This window comes from Xylophilus rhododendri (assembly GCF_009906855.1).
GTDB lineage: Bacteria > Pseudomonadota > Gammaproteobacteria > Burkholderiales > Burkholderiaceae_C > Xylophilus > Xylophilus rhododendri.
In genome coordinates, this window is sequence record NZ_CP047650.1 from 2,812,681 (window position 1) to 2,829,716 (window position 17,036).

General features: G+C 68.3%; 13 protein-coding genes. 6 read left to right on the forward strand and 7 right to left on the reverse strand.

Annotated features, from left to right (window positions below; translation table 11 throughout):
- Positions 1-6 precede the first annotated feature (6 nt).
- On the reverse strand, positions 7-1,023 hold the full coding sequence (locus GT347_RS12965) for a KpsF/GutQ family sugar-phosphate isomerase (protein WP_160552361.1): 1,017 nt from the start codon (positions 1,021-1,023) through the stop codon (positions 7-9).
- Positions 1,024-1,092: 69 nt separating this feature from the next.
- On the opposite strand from GT347_RS12965, the gene GT347_RS12970 reads away from it, so the two are divergent.
- Entirely contained in the window at positions 1,093-3,075 is a 1,983-nt protein-coding gene (locus GT347_RS12970) for a monovalent cation:proton antiporter family protein (RefSeq protein ID WP_160552363.1), read from the forward strand.
- A 10-nt stretch (positions 3,076-3,085) separates the two neighbouring features.
- Here GT347_RS12970 and GT347_RS12975 read toward each other — a convergent pair whose 3' ends face one another.
- The 6 genes from GT347_RS12975 to rpmH form a co-directional block, all read right to left on the reverse strand.
- Positions 3,086-5,722, reverse strand: coding sequence for an EAL domain-containing protein (locus GT347_RS12975; protein WP_160552364.1), 2,637 nt, complete (start codon positions 5,720-5,722; stop codon positions 3,086-3,088).
- Positions 5,723-5,843: 121 nt separating this feature from the next.
- Entirely contained in the window at positions 5,844-7,256 is a 1,413-nt protein-coding gene (gene mnmE / locus GT347_RS12980) for a tRNA uridine-5-carboxymethylaminomethyl(34) synthesis GTPase MnmE (protein WP_160552365.1), read from the reverse strand.
- Between the two features lie 74 nt (positions 7,257-7,330).
- The gene (gene yidC / locus GT347_RS12985; RefSeq protein ID WP_160552367.1) at positions 7,331-9,055 is read right to left on the reverse strand and encodes a membrane protein insertase YidC; all 1,725 of its coding nucleotides are present in this window, start codon (positions 9,053-9,055) and stop codon (positions 7,331-7,333) included.
- Positions 9,052-9,327, reverse strand: a complete 276-nt coding sequence (gene yidD / locus GT347_RS12990) for a membrane protein insertion efficiency factor YidD (protein WP_229722912.1) — start codon at positions 9,325-9,327, stop codon at positions 9,052-9,054. The genes yidC and yidD overlap by 4 nt, the downstream gene beginning before the upstream one ends.
- 29 nt (positions 9,328-9,356) lie before the next feature.
- A complete protein-coding gene (locus tag GT347_RS12995; protein WP_160555336.1) occupies positions 9,357-9,803 on the reverse strand; it encodes a ribonuclease P protein component in 447 nt (148 codons plus the stop codon).
- A gap of 44 nt (positions 9,804-9,847) precedes the next feature.
- The gene (gene rpmH, locus GT347_RS13000) at positions 9,848-9,982 is read right to left on the reverse strand and encodes a 50S ribosomal protein L34 (RefSeq protein ID WP_006299042.1); all 135 of its coding nucleotides are present in this window, start codon (positions 9,980-9,982) and stop codon (positions 9,848-9,850) included.
- A 314-nt stretch (positions 9,983-10,296) separates the two neighbouring features.
- Here rpmH and dnaA point away from each other — a divergent pair, with 314 nt between their 5' ends.
- The 5 genes from dnaA to GT347_RS13025 all read left to right on the forward strand — a co-directional run bounded on the left by dnaA (position 10,297) and on the right by GT347_RS13025 (position 17,033).
- The gene (dnaA, locus tag GT347_RS13005) at positions 10,297-11,724 is read left to right on the forward strand and encodes a chromosomal replication initiator protein DnaA (RefSeq protein WP_160552371.1); all 1,428 of its coding nucleotides are present in this window, start codon (positions 10,297-10,299) and stop codon (positions 11,722-11,724) included.
- Positions 11,725-11,801: 77 nt separating this feature from the next.
- Entirely contained in the window at positions 11,802-12,923 is a 1,122-nt protein-coding gene (gene dnaN / locus GT347_RS13010) for a DNA polymerase III subunit beta (protein WP_160552373.1), read from the forward strand.
- Positions 12,924-13,038: 115 nt separating this feature from the next.
- A complete protein-coding gene (gene gyrB / locus GT347_RS13015; protein ID WP_160552375.1) occupies positions 13,039-15,654 on the forward strand; it encodes a DNA topoisomerase (ATP-hydrolyzing) subunit B in 2,616 nt (871 codons plus the stop codon).
- Between the two features lie 123 nt (positions 15,655-15,777).
- Complete coding sequence (locus GT347_RS13020) at positions 15,778-16,323, forward strand: Csu type fimbrial protein (RefSeq protein WP_160552377.1); 546 nt, start codon at positions 15,778-15,780, stop codon at positions 16,321-16,323.
- Entirely contained in the window at positions 16,323-17,033 is a 711-nt protein-coding gene (locus GT347_RS13025) for a fimbrial biogenesis chaperone (protein ID WP_160552379.1), read from the forward strand. The genes GT347_RS13020 and GT347_RS13025 overlap by 1 nt, the downstream gene beginning before the upstream one ends.
- The last annotated feature ends 3 nt before the right edge of the window (positions 17,034-17,036 follow it).

Here is a 17,036-nt window from a genome sequence, read left to right on the forward strand (position 1 = left end):
CTTGTTCTAGACGACCTTCGAGCGCATGAGTTCGCCGATGTGGACGACGCCCTGCAAGAGGCCATCGGTGTCGGCCACCAGCAGGGTCGTGATGCGGTGCTGCTCCATGCGTTCGGCGGCGTCGGCCGCCAGGGCGCTGGCGGCGATGGTGCGGGGATTCTGCTTCATGACGTCGGCCGCGCGCAGGGCGCGCAGGTCGGCGCCGGTCTCGACCAGGCGGCGCAGGTCGCCGTCGGTGAACACACCCAGCAGCCGGCCGGCATCGTCGGTGACGGCGGCCACGCCCAGGCCCTTGGCGGACATCTCGTGCATCAGCTCGGCGAAACCGGCGTCGGGCCTCACGGTCGGCACCGCGGCGCCGGTGGCCATCACGTCGCTGACATGGGTCAGCAGGCGCCGGCCGAGCGAGCCGCCGGGATGCGAGCGGGCGAAATCCTCGGCGCGGAATCCACGGATGTCGAGCAGCGCCACGGCCAGGGCATCGCCCATCGCCATCTGGGCGGTGGTGCTGGCGGTGGGCGCCAGCTGCAGGGGGCAGGCTTCCTGGGCGACGGCGGAGTCCAGCACGATGTCGGCGTGGCGCGCCAGCGAGGAGCGCATGTTGCCGGTGATGGCGATCAGCGTGGCGCCCAGGCGCTTGACCAGCGGCAGCAGAACCGTCAGCTCGGCCACCTCGCCGCTGTTGGACAGGCCCAGCACCACGTCGTCGCCGGTGATCATGCCCAGGTCGCCATGGCTGGCCTCGGCCGGGTGCACGAACATCGCCGGCGTGCCGGTGGAGGCCAGGGTGGCGGCGATCTTGCGCGCCACATGGCCGCTCTTGCCCATGCCCATCACCACCACGCGGCCGCGGCAGTCGAGGATGGCGCGCACCGCCTGCACGAAACGGTCGTCGAGCCGGCTCTTGAGGCCCAGCACGCCGGCGGCCTCGATGTCGAGCGTCTGGCGCGCCAGGCGCAGTGCCTCGGCGGCATCGAATCGGATGGCGGTGCCGGGCGCGGCAGGAAGTGGGACGACAGTCATCCGGCCGATTTTATCGGCTGGCTTCGGGCCGGGCGCCGGTACGGGCTTGGCGCTTGCTAGCATGTGACGATGTCCTCGCTCGCCCTGACGCTGCTCTTCCTGGTCGCCGCCGTGGTGGGCGTGGTCGCCTGCCGCAGCCTGCGCCTGCCGCCGATGCTCGGTTACCTGGCCGCGGGGGTGCTGATCGGGCCGCATGCCTTCGCGCTGGCGCAGGATTCCGAAGGCGTGCGCCATCTGGGCGAATTCGGCGTCGTGTTCCTCATGTTCGTGATCGGACTGGAGTTCAGCCTGCCCAAGCTGCGCGCCATGCGCCAGCATGTGTTCGGCCTGGGCCTGGCGCAGGTGGCGCTGACCATGGCGGTGGGCACCGCCGGCGGGCTGATCGCCGCGCGCCTGCTCACCGCTTTCGCCGGCCTGGACTGGCGTGCCGCCCTGGCCCTGTCGGGCGCGCTGGCCATGAGCAGCACGGCCATCGTCGTCAAGCTGATGGCCGAGCGCATCGAACTGGAAAGCGAACATGGCAAACGCGTGATGGGCGTGCTGCTGTTCCAGGACCTGGCCGTGGTGCCGCTGCTGGTGATGGTGCCGGCGCTGGCCGCCTCGCCGGAGCAGCTGCTGCCGGCCCTGGCCATCGCCATGGTCAAGGCGGTCGTGCTGGTGGGCATCCTGCTGGCGGGCGGGCAGCGGGTGATGCGCTGGTGGCTGACCAAGGTGGCGCGGCTGCGCAGCGAGGAGCTGTTCATGCTCAACCTGCTGCTGATCGCGCTCGGCCTGGCCTGGCTGACCGAGCTGGCCGGCCTGAGCCTGGCGCTGGGCGCCTTCATCGCCGGCATGCTGGTGTCGGAGACCGAGTTCAAGCACCAGGTGGAGACCGACATCCGGCCCTTCCACGACGTGCTGCTGGGTCTGTTCTTCATCACCGTGGGCATGATGCTGGACTGGCACATCCTGCTCGACCAGTGGGCGCTGGTGCTCCTGCTGCTGGCCGCGCCGCTGGCCCTCAAGCTGGTGCTGGTGATGGGGCTGGCGCGGGCCTTCGGCGGCACCACCGGCGTATCGCTGCGCACCGCGCTCTACCTGGCGCAGGCCGGCGAATTCGGCTTCGTGCTGCTGCAGCTGACGCAAGCCCACCAGCTGATGCCGCCCGAGCTGCTCAACCCGGTGCTGGCGGCCATGGTGCTGTCGATGCTGGCGGCGCCCTTCATCATCCTGTCGGCCAACCGCATCGTGATGAAGCTGGTGGCCAGCGACTGGCTGCAGCAGTCGCTGCAGATGACCAGCATCGCGCGCAAGTCGATCAACGCCAACCGCCACGTGATCATCTGCGGCTACGGCCGCTGCGGCCAGAACCTGGCGCGCATGCTGGAGCGCGAGGGCATCGCCTACATCGCGCTCGACCTCGACCCCGACCGGGTGCGCCAGGCCGCCGCCGCCGGCGACTCCGTGGTCTTCGGCGACGCCGCCCGGCTGCAGGCGCTGATGGCCGCCGGCCTGGCGCGCGCCAGCGCCATGGTCATCACCTATCTCGACGTGCCCTCGGCCCTGAAGGTGCTCGACCATTCCCGCTCGCATGCGGCGCAGGTGCCGGTGATCGTGCGCACCCAGGACGACCGCGACTTGGAGCGCCTGCAGAAGGCCGGCGCCACCGAAGTCGTGCCCGAAGCCATCGAAGGCTCGCTGATGCTGGCCAGCCATGCGCTGGCCCTGGTGGGTGTGCCGATGCGCCGGGTGATCCGGGTGGTGCAGGACCAGCGCGATGCTCGCTACGACCTGCTGCGCGGCTATTTCCACGGCATCGACGATGCGCCGCAGGACGGCGATACCGAACGCCTGGCGCCCTTCACCCTGCCGGAGGGTTCGCAGTCGGCCGGCCGCAGCATCGGCGCCCTGGCGCTGCACACCATCGGGGTGCGGGTGGTGAGCCTGCGGCGCGCCGACGGCCGGCAGACCGAACACGCGGGCGACAGCCTGGTCGAGGCCGGCGACACCCTGGTGCTGTCGGGCCGCGCATCGGCGCTGGCGATCGCCGAAGAGCTGCTTTCGCGGCGCTGAAGCCGCCGCCTCAGGACTCCGGCAGCTGGTCCACCGGCACCGGCCGGCCGAACAGATAACCCTGGAACAGCTCGCAGCCGTTGGCCATCAGGTATTCGCGCTGGCCCTCGGTCTCCACGCCCTCGGCCACCACCGTCAGGCCGAAGCTGCGCGCCAGCTGGATGATGGTGCAGGCGACCGCCGCATCGTGCGGATCGACCAGCACGCCGCGCACGAAGGACTGGTCGATCTTCAGCTGGTCGAAGGGCAGCTTCTTGAGGTAGCTGAGCGAGGAGTAGCCGGTGCCGAAGTCGTCCAGCGACAAGGCCAGCCCGTGGCTGCGCAGCGCGGCCATCTTGGCGATGGTGTCCTGCACGTCGTGCAGCAGCAGGCTTTCGGTGATCTCGAGCTTGAGCAGGCGCGGGTTGGCGCCCTCCTGCTCCACCACCGACAGCATCTGGCTGACGAACTGCGGATGGCGGAATTCGCGCGCGCTGACGTTGACCGAGATCGTGAGGTGGGCCCGCCGCGGATCGCCCGCCCACACCGCCAGCTGCCGGCAGGCCATGCACAGCACCTGCCGGCCCAGGGTGACGATCAAGCCGGTGCGTTCAGCCACCGGGATGAATTCGGCCGGCGACACCATGCCGCCCGGCGGCCGCGGCCAGCGCACCAGGGCTTCCACGCCGGACATGCGGCCCTTCCTGTCCACCACCGGCTGGTAATAGACCAGCAGCAGCTGCCGGGCCAGCGCCTGGCGCAGGTCGCTCTCCAGCCGCATGCGCACCAGGGCGCCCTCCTGCATGCTCGGATCGAAGAAGCAGTAGGTGTTGCGGCCGGCCGCCTTGGCCTCGTACATGGCCAGATCGGCGCGTTTGATGAGTTCGTGCGCCAGCAGCTGGTGGTCGGCGAACACCGCGATGCCGATGCTGGGCGTGCTGACCACGTCGCCGTCGTCGATCGAATAGGCCCGGCCCAGCGTGGCCAGCACCGCCTGCGCCAGGGCTTCGGCCTGGGCGCTGGCCGCGGCGATATCGGAGGGCAGGCCCTGCACCAGCACCACGAATTCGTCGCCGCCGAAACGCGCCACCGTGTCGTGCGGCCGCACGCAGCCGCGCAGCCGGCTGGCCACCTGGGTCAGCAGGCGGTCGCCGCCGGCCGGGCCCAGGGTGTCGTTGGCATCCTTGAAGTTGTCCAGGTCCAGCAGCAGCAGCGCGCCGCAGCGGCCCAGCCGGGTGCTGTCGCCCAGCGCCTGCTCCAGGCGGTCGAGCAGCAGGCGGCGGTTGGGCAGGCCGGTGAGGTCGTCGATGAAGGCCAGCCATTCGACCCGCGCCTCGGCGTGTTTGCGGGCGCTGATGTCGCGGCCCACGCCGCGGTAGCCGCGAAAGACACCCTCGTCGAACACCGGCCGGCCGCTGATCGACATCCACTGGCTGTCGCCGCCGTCGTTGCGCAGCTCGAGTTCGAAGTCGTGGAACTCCTGGTGCGACTCCAGCAGCTTGCGGTGCGCACGCCAGTGGTTCTCGTTGAGGTTGAGGGTCTCCATCTCCCAGGGATGCATGCCGAGCTGCAGCGGGTTGGGTAGATAGCCTTCGCTCTGCCCGACCATGCCTTCGGTGCGCGCCAGGCGCAGCTCGCTGTCGGTCTCCCAGTACCAGCCATAGGACAGCGCGGTCAGGTCGCGCCAGCGCGCCTCGCTCTCGCGCAGGCGCTTTTCGGTGCTCATGCGCTCGGCGATGGTGCGGCTCACCAGCGACAGCTGCGCCACCGTGCTGACCAGCGGCTCCAGCAGCTCGATCTGCTGCTGGGCATAGCCGCCCGGCCGGTTGGCCAGGCCGACGAAGGCCACCACCCGCCCGGCCGCGCGCACCGGCAGGCCCAGGAAAGCCTCCAGCGGCGGATGGCCCGGCGGCAGGCCGAGCGGTCCGTGCTGCTCGGGCGAGACGTTGAGGGCCACTGCCCGGCCCTTGTCGGTGCCGGCCTCCAGCAGGCGATCGAGGTCGGCGAAGACGGTGCCGCTTTCCAGCCGGTCGGCCAGGCGCGCGCGCTCCTCGTTGTCCGAGCGGGTGTCGGCGATCGCCTGGCAGCGCAGGCGCGGCGCGCCCTCGCCTTCGGCCACCACTTCGCCCAGGAAACCGTAGGCGCTGTGGCTGAGCGACATGAAGCTGCTGAGCAGGCGATCGAAGGCCAGCGGCTGCGTGGGCGCGGCCATGAAGGCGGCCTGCGCCTGCGAGATCGACTGCAGCACCCGGTTCTGGCTGGCCAGCCGGGCATTGACGGTGTTGCGCTGGCTGTCCTGCTGGCGGCGCTGGGCGATGCGCATGATCCGCGTCGGCAGCGTCAGGGCGAAACGGCCCGCGGCGTCATGCACCCAGGAACCGACAAACCCCTGGCGCAGGGCCCGCAGGCCCACCACCTCCTGGCCGGGCTCCACGCCGATGAGCAGCGCGGCGCCGCCGGCCGCCCGGCGCAGATCGAAGGCCGTGCCGTCGGGCAGGCGGTGGCGCAGGGCGACGACCTCGAAAGCCTGTTGCTGGAGAAGCCCCCGAGCCTGTGCGACGGAAGTGGCCCGCAACACGTGCCAGTCCAGGCGCTGGCGTTCGGCGACATCCAGGACACGCTGGAACAGCGCGTCGTCAGGGTCGACCAGAAGAACGGAATAGGGCATTGCGGGGGATGGGTGCACTCCGGCTCAAGGAAACCGGTTGTTGCGTTTGAAGAATATTATGCGTTGCGAATGGCCGCGTGCCCATGGACCGAATCCATCGGATTTCGGCCGTGTGCGTTTCCTATTTGCCGATGCAGAAACGCGAAAAGATGACGCCGAGCAATTCGTCCGCGCCGAATTCGCCGGTGATCGCATTGAGCGCGTTTTGCGCCAGCCGGAGTTCCTCGGCCAGCAGGTCGAGCGCCGCGTTGCCGTGCGAGAGCCGGCGGTCGGCCTCCTGCAGGTGCTCGTCGACCTGGCGCAGCGCCTGCAGGTGGCGCTCGCGCGCCAGGTATAGGCCTTCGGGGGCGGATTGCCAGCCGGCGATCTCCAGCAGCTGGCGCCGCAGGGCTTCCAGGCCGTCGCCGGTACGGGCCGACAGGGCGATGCCGGCCTCGGGGGCGGCACCGTCCGCCGCATCCTGCTTGTTCCAGACATGCAGCACCGGCAGCTCGCGGCTGGGCAGGCGTTCCTGCATGGTGCGGGCGATGGCGGCGTCGCCGGCTTCGTAGCCGGCTTCGCCGCGCCGCGTCAGGTCGTGCAGGAAGAGCACCGCGTCGGCGCGGGCGATCTCGTCCCAGGCGCGGGCGATGCCGATGCGCTCGACCTCGTCCTCGCTGTCGCGCAGGCCGGCGGTATCCACCACATGCAGCGGCACGCCTTCGATCTGGATGGTCTGCGTGACCTTGTCGCGGGTGGTGCCGGCGATGGGTGTGACGATGGCCAGCTCGGCGCCGGCCAGGGCATTGAGCAGGGAGGACTTGCCGGCATTGGGCTGGCCGGCGATCACCACCGTGATGCCTTCGCGCAGCAAGGCGCCCTGGCGCGCCCGCTGGCGCACGGCTTCGAGCCGGGCGCGCAGGCGGTCGAGCTGGCCCTGGGCATCGGCCTGCTGCAGGAAGTCGATCTCCTCTTCAGGGAAGTCGAGCGTGGCTTCGACCAGCATGCGCAGGTGGATCAGCGCATCGCGCAGCCCGGCGATCTCCTGCGAGAAGGCACCCGAGAGCGAACGGCCGGCGCTGCGGGCCGCGGCTTCGGTGCTGGCGTCGATCAGGTCGGCCACCGCCTCGGCCTGGGCCAGGTCGAGCTTGTCATTCAAGAAGGCGCGTTCGGTGAACTCGCCCGGCCGGGCCAGGCGCAGCCGCGGCAGCAAGGGCCGGCCGCCGGCCACATCGGCCTGCGCCGCCGCTTCGAGGCAACGCGCCAGCAGCAGCTGCAGCACCACCGGGCCGCCGTGGCCCTGCAGCTCCAGCACATGCTCGCCGGTATAGGAATGCGGCGCCGGGAAACGCAGCGCCAGGCCGTGGTCGATCGGCTGGCCCGCCCCGTCGCGAAAAGGCACATAGCAGGCCTCGCGCGCCGGCAGCGCCCGGCCGCACAGCGCCAGGGCCAGCGGCGCCAGGTCGGCCGGGCTGCTGATGCGCACGATGCCGACACCGCCGCGCCCGGGAGCGGTGGCGATGGCGGCGATGGGGTCCTGGCGATCTGCTGACATGGGCGGGGATTGTGCGTCGGGAATAAAAAAAAGCCGCCGGACGGATCCAGCGGCTCGTTCGCGGGGCGCGGCCCTTATTTGGTGACGCCGAGTCTCTTGTTGATCACGTACTGCTGCGTGATCGACAGGATGTTGTTCGTCAGCCAGTACAGCACCAGGCCGGCCGGGAAGAAGAAGAACATCACGCTGAAGGCCAGCGGCATGATCCACATCAGGCGCGCCTGGACCGGGTCCGGCGGCGTGGGGTTGAGCGCGGTCTGCAGCAGCGAGGTCAGCGTCATCAGCAGCGGCATGATGAAGTAGGGATCGGGCGTGGACAGGTCGGTGATCCACAGGATCCACGGCGCGCCGCGCATCTCGACGCTGGACAGCAGCACCCAGTACAGCGAGATGAAGACCGGGATCTGGATCACGATGGGGAAGCAGCCGCCCATGGGGTTGACCTTCTCCTCGCGGTAGATCCGCATCATCTCCTTCTGCATCTCCTGGGGCTTGTCCTTCAGCCGCTCGCGCATGGCCTGGATCTTGGGATTCAGGGCCTTCATCTTGGCCATGCTGGCGTAGGCCTTGGCGTTGAGCCAGAAGAAGGCCGCCTTCAGCAGCACCACCAGGGCGACGATGGACCAGCCCCAGTTGTGCAGGAAGCCGTGCAGCTTGTCGAGCAGCCAGTACAGCGGCTTGGCCAGGATGGTCAGCCAGCCGTAGTCCTTGACCAGCTCCAGGCCGGGCATCAGGGCTTCGAGCTTGTTCTCGTCCTGCGGGCCGGCGAAGAGGGTGGCGTCCACCGTCTTCGAGGCACCCGGGGCCAGCTGGCCCAGCGAGGTGATCATGCCGACGGCGTAGAGGTTGTTGTCCACCTTGCGCATGAACAGGTCGCGCTGGATGCCGTTGCCCAGCAGCCAGGCGGTGGCGAAGTAGTGCTGCACCATGGCCACGTAGCCGGTGTCGGACTGCTTTTCGATGTCGACCTTGTTCTCTTCGATCTTCTTGAAGTCGACCTTCTGGTATTTCTTCTCGGTGGTGTAGATCGCCGGGCCGGTGAAGGTCGAATAGAAGGAGGGCATGTGGTCCATGCCGAAGAACTGCAGCGCCTTCGGGGCGGGGATCTTCTGCGCCTCGGTATTGCCGTCGCGCACCAGCTGCAGGTAGAGCTGCGGGCTGACCGGGGCGGCGCCGACGTTCTGCACTTCCTGCTTGACGTCGATGGCGTAGCTGCCGCGGGTCAGCGTGTAGGTCTTAACCAGCTTCACGCCGCCGACTTCGGGCGATTCGAAACGCACCTGCAGGGTGTTCTGGCCGTCGGCCAGGGCACGCGGGCCGGGCACGGCCGTCATCACCGTCTTGTGGGTGGGGAAGGCGCCGCCGATCAGGCCGGTCTGGGCGACGTAGACATGCGTCGGGTTGTCTTCCAGCAGGGTGAACTTCTGCTGGTGGTGCTCCATGTCCAGGTGTTCGAGCAGGTCGCCCTGCACCAGCGTGCCGCCGGCCGCGTCGAAGACCAGGCGGTAGACGTCGGTGCGCACCTCGATGCGTTCGGACGGCGTGGTGGTGACGGCCGGCGGCAGCACCGTGCCGCCCGCGGTGACCGCGGCGCCGGAGGCGGCGGGCGTGGAAGCCACGGTCGGCACCGAGGAGGCGCCTTCCTGCTTGCCGGCGGCCGGGCTGGGCGTGGTCGCGACCGAGGTGGTCGAGGGGAAGAAGGTGGGTGCGTGGCCGTTGTAGATCTGCCATTTGTCCCACAACAGGACCATGGAGAAGCCAAAGATCACCCACAGGATGGTGCGGCGGATGTCGGTCATGAGGTTTTCTTTGCGGGAGAGAGAAGTCCGCCCAGGCGCGTGAAGAGCCGCGGCGGCGATTCGGGAACGGGGTCGCAGCCGCCTGCGCACCAGGGCTGGCAACGCGCGATGCGCGCCGCCATCAGATAAGTGCCGGCCGCCGCGCCATGCCGCTCCAGCGCCTGCAGCGCATAGACCGAGCAGCTGGGCTCGAAGCGGCACTGGTTGCCCAGCCAAGGCGACAGCAGCAGCCGGTAGCCGCGCACGGCGGCCATCAGGGCGCGCCGCGGCAGCAGCGCCAGGGTGCGGGCGGCGGAGGATTTCATGCGGGACGCGGCTTGCCCAGCCGTTCGAGCAGCAGCTGCAGCTCCTGGCGCACGGCCGCCTTCAGCACATCCGACGAGGCGCTGAGGAACTGCTTGCGGTCGAAGGTGCTCTTCAGGCGCAGCACATAGGCGGCCTGCGGCAGCTGGCCCTGCGCGGCGGTGCAGATCGTATAGATCTGGCGCTTGATCGCATTGCGGGTCACCGCCCGCTTGGCCCAGCGCTTGGGCACCATGGCCCCCACCCAGGTCTGGTCGGCGGGCGCGAACAGGGGCGGCGCCACGAAGGCCCCGCCTTCCGGGCAATCTTGCGGGTTATCCACAGCAGGCGCGACGACACCGGCCGATCCGAGGACCAGCCGGTGCAATGCGAAGTGCGAGGTGCGGGCGACAATGCCGCCCGCGAGGACGGCCTGGAACTGCGGCCGAGTCTTCAGCCGCAACACACGATCACCATGGGACACCAGCGGACGAGAAATCCGCGCGGCCCTTAGACGGCCAGGCGCTTGCGGCCCTTGGCGCGGCGGGCGTTGATGACGGCACGGCCGCCGCGGGTCTTCATGCGGACCAGAAAACCGTGGGTGCGCGCACGGCGGATCTTGGAAGGCTGGTAGGTGCGCTTCATGGCAAATTTTCCTAGGCAAAGATGAGTTGAGGCGGCCGCGGATCGCCATGGGAGGTCTGGAGGCCGCGAGCCGTGTCCCCCACGCACTCCGAAAAGATGCTGCCGTAAAGCCGGGGGCCGGTGATTTCTTCCATCCCCCGAAAAAGAGTTTTCAGGGAAACCCAAGATTATCGCTGAGACTGGCCCGATCTGGCAAGCCGTCCGCCCGGCAAGGCGGGACGGACCGGTCGGCGGGGATGTGGACAAGGTCTTGATAATCTAGAATCTGGCGGTTTCGCACCTCGTGCCTGTCCACAGAGCACCCACACCCATCCATGATTCCGGGACTTCCCGCCGGCTCCGCGCCGGCCGCTGCTGACAACGCGGGCCAAAGCCTCTGGCAGGCCTGCGCCGAGCAACTGGCACAAGAGCTGCCGGAACAGCAGTTCAACACCTGGATCAAGCCCCTCGTCGCCCATGTGGCGGAGGACTTCTCCAAGGTCACGCTCTACGTGGCCAACCGCTTCAAGCTCGACTGGATCCGCGCGCAGTACTCGGGCCGCATCGCCCAGTTGCTCGAACACATCTACGGCCATCCGGTGCCGGTGGAGCTGACCATCGCCGCCCGGGAGGCGCCGGTGCGCGTGGCCGCCCCGCTGCCGCCGCCGGCCCAGCCGGAAGTGCAGGTGGCGGAACCCGTGCCGGTGGCCGAGACGGGCGACAACGGCCAGCCCGGCGGCTTCCGCAGCCGGCTCAACCCCGCGCTCACCTTCGACACCCTGGTCGAGGGCACCGCCAACCGCATGGCGCGCGCCGCCGCCATGCATGTGGCGGGCACGCCGGGCCATCTGTACAACCCGTTGTTCATCTACGGCGGCGTGGGCCTGGGCAAGACCCACCTGGTGCATGCCGTGGGCAACAAGCTGCTGGCCGACAAGCCCGACTCCAAGGTTCTCTACATCCATGCCGAGCAGTTCGTCTCGGATGTGGTCAAGGCCTACCAGAGGAAGACCTTCGACGAGTTCAAGGAGCGCTACCACTCGCTCGACCTGCTGCTGATCGACGACGTGCAGTTCTTCGCCAACAAGGACCGCACCCAGGAGGAGTTCTTCAACGCCTTCGAGGCCCTGCTGGCCAAGAAGTCGCACATCGTGATGACCTCGGACACCTACCCCAAGGGCCTGGCCGACATCCACGAGCGCCTGGTCTCGCGTTTCGACTCGGGCCTGACGGTGGCCATCGAGCCGCCCGAGCTGGAAATGCGCGTCGCCATCCTGATCAACAAGGCCCGCAGCGAAGCCGCCGAGATGCCCGAGGAAGTCGCCTTCTTCGTGGCCAAGAACGTGCGCTCCAACGTGCGCGAACTCGAAGGCGCGCTGCGCAAGATCCTGGCCTATTCGCGCTTCAACCAGAAGGAAGTCTCGATCCAGCTGGCGCGCGAAGCCCTGCGCGACCTGCTGTCGATCCAGAACCGCCAGATCGGCGTGGAGAACATCCAGAAGACCGTCGCCGACTACTACAAGATCAAGGTGGCGGACATGTACTCGAAGAAGCGCCCGGCCAGCATCGCCCGCCCGCGCCAGATCGCGATGTACCTGGCCAAGGAACTCACGCAAAAAAGCCTGCCCGAGATCGGCGAACTGTTCGGCGGACGCGACCACACGACCGTGCTGCACGCGGTGCGCAAGATCGCCGCGGAGCGCCAGCAGATCACCGAGCTGAACCAGCAACTGCACGTGCTGGAGCAGACGCTGAAGGGCTGAGCCCAAACACAGGTCAAAATGCGGTGTTTGCCCGCTGCAACACCGTCGGCAGGGATTGAAATGGAGAAGAGGTTGTCATGATCGTTTGGAAGGCACCGCAAGAAAAGCTGCTGTCGGCACTGCAATCGGTGGCGGGCATCGTGGAGCGTCGTCACACGCTGCCGATCCTGGCCAACGTGCTGGTGCAGAAGACCGGCCCGCAGCTGCAGCTCACCACCAGCGACCTGGAGATCCAGATCCGCACCCAGGCGGAACTCGGCGGCGATGAAGGCAACTTCACCACCACCATCGGCGCACGCAAGCTGATCGACATCCTGCGCACCCTGCCCTCGGACCAGACGGTGTCGCTGGAATCCTCCGGCGGCAAGCTGATCCTGAAGGGCGGCAAGAGCCGCTTCACGCTGCAGTCGCTGCCGGCGGAAGATTTCCCGCTGGTGCAGGAAGCGGCCAACTTCGGCCCCTCCTTCAGCGTGCCGCAGAAGACGCTCAAGTCGCTGCTGGCCCAGGTGTCCTTCGCGATGGCGGTGCACGACATCCGGTATTACCTCAACGGCATCCTCTTCGTCGCCGAAGGCAAGCAGCTGGCACTCGTCGCCACCGACGGCCATCGCCTGGCCTACGCCTCGGCCACGCTGGACGTGGAAGTGCCCAAGCAGGAAGTCATCCTGCCGAGGAAGACCGTGCTGGAACTGCAGCGCCTCTTGTCCGACGGCGGCAATGCCGAGAACCCGCCGGCCATCACCATGCAGTTCGCCAACAACCAGGCGCGCTTTTCCTTCGACGGCATGGAGTTCGTCACCAAGCTGGTCGAGGGCAAGTTCCCCGACTACAACCGGGTGATTCCGAAGAACCACAAGAACAGCATCACGCTCGGCCGCGCGCCGCTGATGTCCACCCTGCAGCGCACCGCCATCCTGACTTCCGAGAAGTTCAAGGGCGTGCGCCTGAACCTGGACCCCGGCACCCTGCGGGTGGCCAGCAACAACGCCGAGCAGGAAGAAGCGGTCGACGAACTCGACATCGACTACGGCGGCGACTCCATCGAGATCGGCTTCAACGTGGGCTACCTGATCGACGTGCTGGCCAATATGTCGCAGGACATGGTGACCTTCGAGCTGTCGGACTCCAACAGCTCGGCGCTCATCACCATCCCCGGCAACAGCGAATTCAAGTACGTGGTCATGCCGATGCGGATCTAGCCGCAGCACCATCAGCCCGCCAGCCCCCGACCCGCGCGACCCGCGGGTTTGGTGCTTCTAAGACACCCGAGAAATGCCGCGACAGCGAGCGGCAAACGACCAGCGGAAGCCCGATATGAGCGCAGAAAACAGCAACCCGCCCCACACCGAACCCGTCTACGAAGCCGAGGTCGAGAACGCGGTACCGGTCGAGATCGCAGCACCGGACGGCAGCTATGGCGCGGGCTCCATCACCATCCTCGAAGGCCTGGAAGCCGTGCGCAAGCGCCCCGGCATGTACATCGGCGACACCAGCGACGGCACCGGCCTGCACCACCTGGTCTTCGAGGTGGTGGACAACTCGATCGACGAGGCCCTGGCGGGCTACTGCGACGACATCGTCGTCACCATCCATTCCGACAACTCGATCAGCGTCACCGACAACGGCCGCGGCATCCCCACCGGCATCAAGTTCGACGACAAGCACGAGCCCCGGCGCAGCGCCGCCGAGATCGCGCTGACCGAGCTGCATGCCGGCGGCAAGTTCAACCAGAACAGCTACAAGGTCTCGGGCGGCCTGCACGGCGTGGGCGTGTCCTGCGTGAACGCGCTCAGCAAGATGCTGCGCCTGACGGTGCGCCGCGAAGGCAAGGTGCATTCGCTGGAATTCAGCCGCGGCTTCGTGCAGAACCGCCTGCTGGAGCAGCAGCAGGGCGTGGAAGTCTCGCCGATGAAGATCACCGGCGACACCGACAAGCGCGGCACCGAGGTGCACTTCCTGCCGGACACCGAAATCTTCAAGGAAAACCACGACTTCCATTACGAGATCCTGGCCAAGCGCCTGCGCGAGCTGAGCTTTTTGAACAACGGCGTGCGCATCCGCCTGAAGGACGAACGCAGCGGCAAGGAGGACGACTTCTCCGGCGCCGGCGGCGTGCGCGGCTTCGTGGAGTTCATCAACAAGGGCAAGACCGTCCTGCACCCCACCTCCTTCTACGCCGCCGGCGAGAAGCCGGCCGAGACCTATGGCGGCATCCCCGGCACCCACATCGGCGTGGAAGTGGCGATGCAGTGGAACAGCAGCTTCTCCGAACAGGTGCTCTGCTTCACCAACAACATCCCGCAGCGCGACGGCGGCACCCACCTCACCGGCCTGCGCGCCGCGATGACCCGGGTCATCAACAAATACATCGAAGAGCACGAGTTCGCCAAGAAGGCCAAGGTCGAAGTCACCGGCGACGACATGCGCGAAGGCCTGTGCTGCGTGCTGAGCGTGAAGGTGCCCGAGCCCAAGTTCAGCAGCCAGACCAAGGACAAGCTGGTCTCCAGCGAAGTGCGCGCGCCGGTGGAAGACATCGTCGGCCGCCTGCTCACCGACTACCTGCTGGAGCGCCCCAACGACGCCAAGATCATCTGCGGCAAGATCATCGAAGCCGCCCGTGCCCGCGAAGCCGCCCGCAAGGCGCGCGACATGACCCGCCGCAAGGGCGTGCTCGACGGCATGGGCCTGCCCGGCAAGCTGGCCGACTGCCAGGAGAAGGATCCGGCCGGCTGCGAGATCTACCTGGTCGAGGGCGACTCCGCCGGCGGCAGCGCCAAGCAGGGCCGCGACCGCAAGTTCCAGGCGATCCTGCCGCTGCGCGGCAAGATCCTGAACGTGGAGAAGGCCCGCTACGAGAAGCTGCTGACCTCCAACGAAATCCTGACCCTGATCACGGCACTCGGCACCGGCATCGGCAAGGCAACCGGCATCGGCGGCACGGCCGGCGTGGACGACTTCAACGTCGCCAAGCTGCGCTACCACCGCATCATCATCATGACCGACGCCGACGTGGACGGCGCCCACATCCGCACCCTGCTGCTGACCTTCTTCTACCGCCAGATGCCCGAGCTGGTGGAACGCGGCCACATCTACATCGCCCAGCCGCCGCTCTACAAGGTGAAGGTCGGCAAGGAGGAGCAATACCTCAAGGACGGCAGCGAACTCGACAGCTTCCTGCTGCGCGTGGCCCTGAAGGACGCCCGTGTGGAAACCGGCGGCGCCACCACCCGCACGCTCGAAGGCGACACCCTGCGTGAACTGGCCGCCAAGCACCAGGTCGCCGAAGGCGTCATCGCGCGCCTGGGCGGCTTCATGGACGTGGAGGCCCTGCGCGCCATCGCCGACGGCGTGGCCCTGGACCTGGACACGGTCGAATCGGCCGAAGCCAGCGCCGTCAAGCTGCAGGTCTACCTGCGCGAGCTGCAGACCACCGGCGTGCCGGCGGAAGTGGCCGGCGAATTCGACGTGCGCACCGACAAGCCGGTGCTGCGCATCAGCCGCCGCCACCACGGCAACGTCAAGAGCAGCGTGATCACCCAGGACTTCGTGCACGGCGCCGACTACGAGGCCCTGGCCCTGGCCGCCGCCACCTTCAACGGCCTGCTGGCCGACGGCGCCCTGGTGCGCCGCGGCGAAGGCGAGCGGGCCAAGGAAGAAAAGGTCGGCGACTTCCGCAGCGCCATGCGCTGGCTGCTGTCCGAAGCCGAACGCGCCACCGCGCGCCAGCGCTACAAGGGCCTGGGCGAGATGAACCCCGAGCAGCTGTGGGAGACCACCATGGATCCAAACGTGCGGCGCCTGCTGCGGGTGCAGATCGACGATGCGATCGAGGCGGATCGCGTCTTCACCATGCTGATGGGCGACGAGGTGGAGCCGCGCAGGGAGTTCATCGAGACGAATGCCTTGCGGGCGTCGAATATCGACGTTTGAGCTTGCAAGCCCATGGCCCGAAGTAGCCACTCGGCCGGAAGTCAGTGACGGCAAACATCCCTAAAGTCAAAGCGCCCGCCCGTGCATGGTGCACGGCCGGCCACTCGACCAAAGGAGTTCGCCATGCACACCACACACGCCCCTGCATTCGCCACGCGCTCTTTGTTGACCGCGCTGGTCCTCGTTGCCGTCGGCGCGGCGACCCAGGTTCAGGCTGCCGGCACAGCGAACGACAACCTGTCCGTCGTTGCCACCGTCGCGGCCACCTGCACCATCACGGCCACCGGCGGAACCCTGAACTTCGGCCCCTATGACCCGGTGGGCAACAACGCAGCGACGGCGCTGACCGGCACCGGCAGCGTCTCCACCACCTGCACCACCGGTTCCGATGTCAAGGTGACCCTGGGAGAAGGCCTGAACAAGGACTCCGGCTCGACCGCCTCCTCTCCCCTGCGCCGCATGACCGACGGCAGCAGCCACTACCTGACCTACACGCTGTTCTCGGACGCGGGCATGGGCACCGTCTGGGGCAATGACACCAACACCGGCCTGAGCACGACCGGCACCGGCGCGCCCAGCTCGCTGACGGTCTACGGCAGCATCCCGGCCGGACAGAACGTGCCCGCCGGCTCCTACGCCGACACCGTCATCGCCACCGTCACCTTCTGATGCGGGGCCGCCGTCCGTGCGCGGCGGCGTGGGGCCTGTGCCTGGTGCTGGCGGGGTCGGCGGGGGCCGGCTCGCTGGCCGTGAACCCGGTGCGGCTGACGCTGGCGACAGGGCAGACCGCAGCCGCGCTGACGGTGCGCAACGACGGCGCCGCACCGGCGCTCGTCCAGCTGGAGACGCTGGACTGGTCGCAGCAGGACGGCAGCGAGGTGCTGGCACCGAGCCGCGAACTGCTCGCCACGCCGCCGATCTTCACCGTGGCCCCGGGCGCTTCCCAGGTGGTGCGGGTGGGCTTGCGCTCGGCGGCGGTGCCCCGGGCGGTGGAGCGCAGCTTCCGCCTGCTGCTCAAGGAGATTCCACCGCCGCCCCAGGCCGATGCGCGCGGGCTGCAGATGGCGCTGCACCTGAGCCTGCCGGTCTTCCTGCAGCCGGTCGGAACGGCCAAGCCGATCCTGCAGTGGGAAGCCGCGCGACAGGGCGCGCAACTGCGGCTGAGCGCGCGCAATGCGGGCAACACGCATGTCCAGATCAGCAAGGTCGCGCTGCAGGGCATCGATTGGCCGCCCAAGACCGCCGCGGCGTACCTGCTGGCCGGCCAGCGGCGCGAATGGCTGATCGCGCGCGAAGTGCCGGTCGGCAGCGAACTCCTGCTGACCGCCCAGACCGATGCCGGCGATCTCTCCGCCCGCCTCGTCGTTGCTGCACCTTAGGGC